This window comes from Pseudokineococcus marinus, from assembly GCF_013004605.1.
GTDB classification, from domain to species: domain Bacteria; phylum Actinomycetota; class Actinomycetes; order Actinomycetales; family Quadrisphaeraceae; genus Pseudokineococcus; species Pseudokineococcus marinus.
Genome location: NZ_JABEMA010000378.1, coordinates 1 through 2,574 on the forward strand (window position 1 = coordinate 1; position 2,574 = coordinate 2,574).

Consider the following 2,574-nt stretch of genomic DNA (forward strand, 5'->3'; position numbering starts at 1 on the left):
GTCCGCGCCCCCCTGCCCGCGGCCGCGCGGCGGCGGGCCGTCGCCCGGGCGCTGGCCGGCGTCGACGTCGTCCAGGTGCCCGAGCGCGTGGCCACCCCCGCCTTCGTGCGCGCCGTCCACGAGGCGGGCCGGCTCGTCCACGTGTGGACGGTCGACGACGTCCCGACGATGCACCGGCTGCTCGACGGGGGCGTCGACGGGCTCGTGACCGACCGCACCGACCTCCTGCGCCGCGTGCTGGACGCGCGCGTCGGCGGGCCGGGGCGCGCGCGGTGAGCCCCTCCCCCGCGGCGCGCGCCCCGGGCGCCCCGGTGCCCCCGGAGCTCCGTCGCGAGCGCCGCGCCTGGTACGTCTACGACTGGGCCAACTCGGCGTACGTCACGACGACGGGCACGGTGCTCTTCGCCCCCTACCTCACCGCCGTGGCCACGGCGGCCGCCTGCCCCGACCTCGCCGACGGGGCGGCGTGCGACGCGACCCTCTCGGTCCTCGGCGTGCCGGTCGCCCCGGGGTCGCTGGCGCTGTACACGACGACGGTCTCGACGGCGCTCAGCGCGCTGCTGCTGCCGCTCGTCGGCGCCCTGTGCGACCGGGTCGTCCGCAAGCGCCTGCTCCTCGGGGCGTTCGCGCTGGTCGGCGCCACGGCCGCCGCCGCCATGGCCGCCGTCACGGGCACCGACTGGCAGCTCGGCGTCGTCCTGCAGGTGGTGGCCGGGGCCTCGCTCGGGGCCTCGCTCGTCGTCTACAACGCCCTGCTGCTCGACCTCGCGGGCCCCGACGAGCGCGACGCCGTCTCCAGCCGGGGCTGGGCGCTGGGCTACCTCGGCGGCTTCCTCCTGCTGGCGGCCAACCTCGCCGTCGTGTCCGGGCGCGACGCCCTCGGGCTCACGGAGGCCGAGGCGGTGCGCGTGAGCCTGCTGTCCGCCGGCGTGTGGTGGGGCGTCTTCAGCCTCGTGCCCGTCCTCGGGCTGCGGGACCGCCCCCTCGTGCGGCCCCCGGACGACGAGCCGGCGCCCGCGCGGCGCCGGGGCGCCCTGGCCGGCAGCGCCGGCGAGCTCGTGCGGACGCTGCGCCACGCGCGGGGGCACCCCATGACGCTCCTGCTTCTCGCGGCCTTCCTGCTCTACAACGACGGCGTCCAGACGGTGATCTACGCCGCCAGCCTCTTCGGCACGGTCGAGCTGGGCCTCGCGCAGGCGCAGCTCATCACCGCGATCCTCCTCGTGCAGGCCGTCGCCTTCGTGGGAGCGCTCGTCTTCGGCGCCCTCGCCGGCCGCTTCGGCGCGAAGCGCACGGTGCTGTGGTCGCTCGTCGCGTGGACGGCCGTCGTGGCGGCCGGCTTCGTCCTGCCGCCCGGCCGCTTCGGCCTCTTCCTGCTCCTCGCCGTCGCCATCGGGCTCGTGCTCGGCGGCACCCAGGCCATCTCGCGGTCCCTCTACAGCCAGCTCGTGCCGGTGGGTCGGGAGGCGCAGTACTTCAGCCTGTACCAGGCGGCCGAGCGCGGGACCTCGTGGGTCGGGACCCTCGTCTTCGGCCTCGTCTACCAGCTCACGGGCTCCTACCGGCCCGCTGTCGCCTCGCTCGTCGTCTTCTTCGTGCTCGGCGGCCTCCTGCTGCTGCGGGTCGACGTCCGCCGGGGGATCGCGGACGCGGGTCGCGAGCAGCCGAGGAGGGTGTGAGGGACGCGCGGCCCACCGGGCAGCGGGCACGAGCGCAGGGGGCACGAGCACAGGCGTGGGCGCTGCTCCGTCCGGGTGACGCCGCCCGCGCCGCGCGCGCGAGGTGCGAGGCGGACCGGGAACCCGGGGGCCGCCGGGGCATCCGCAGGAGGCCGCGGCGTCGAAGGAGGGATGACGGGCCTGGGGGACGGCGGGCCCGGCCCGGCTGGGGAGAACTCCCAGGTGCCGCCCAGCCGGATGAGGAACAGGGTGCTGCGGGTGACCGTTGGACCCCAGGTACCGGACGCCCCCACCCCGCGGCGTCCCGTGGCAGCAGAACAGGATGGAGGTGGCTCACCATGGCCGACAGGAGCCTGAGAGGCACCCGGCTGGGCGCGGCGAGCCTCGAGTCGGACACCGGCGTCGAGCCGGCGCCCCGGCAGATGCGCGAGTACGTCTGCTCGAACGACCACCGGACCGTCGTCCCCCTCTCCGTGGAGGCGGACGTGCCGGCGCTCTGGGAGTGCCGGTGCGGCGAGATGGCGCTCCTGCGGGACGCCTCGCGCCCCGAGGAGAAGCCGGGCAAGCCCCCGCGCACGCACTGGGACATGCTGCTCGAGCGGCGTTCGGTCGCCGACCTGCAGGTGCTCCTCGACGAGAGGCTGGAGCTGCTGCGCAGCGGCATGCTCCACGCCAAGCGCTCCGCCTGAGCGCCCGCGCACCGCTCGTGCTGCCGGCCCCCTGACCTCGGCGCCGGCCCGAGCGGACCGCACCACGACGACGGCCGCGCCGCCCCCGGGTCCGCCGCGACCGCCGCCCGTGCCGGGGAGGCCCCCCAGGCCGGGCATGCCGCCGCCCTTGCGCATGGAGCGCATCATCTTCTGAGCGTCGGCGAAGCGGTCGAGGAGCTGGTTGA

Annotated in this window: 3 protein-coding genes; all 3 read left to right on the top strand. The window is 76.8% G+C overall.

Annotated elements, in window-relative coordinates; genetic code table 11:
- A partial coding sequence (locus tag HLB09_RS15650) for a glycerophosphodiester phosphodiesterase family protein (RefSeq protein WP_281359478.1) occupies positions 1 to 276 on the top strand: 276 nt, incomplete at its 5' end.
- Entirely contained in the window at positions 273 to 1,679 is a 1,407-nt protein-coding gene (locus HLB09_RS15655; RefSeq protein WP_322790220.1) for an MFS transporter, read from the top strand. The genes HLB09_RS15650 and HLB09_RS15655, both read left to right, overlap by 4 nt.
- 338 nt (positions 1,680 to 2,017) lie before the next feature.
- Positions 2,018 to 2,368: an RNA polymerase-binding protein RbpA gene (locus tag HLB09_RS15660; RefSeq protein WP_171204248.1), complete on the top strand. Its 351-nt coding sequence runs from the start codon at positions 2,018 to 2,020 to the stop codon at positions 2,366 to 2,368.
- Positions 2,369 to 2,574: the final 206 nt, after the last annotated feature.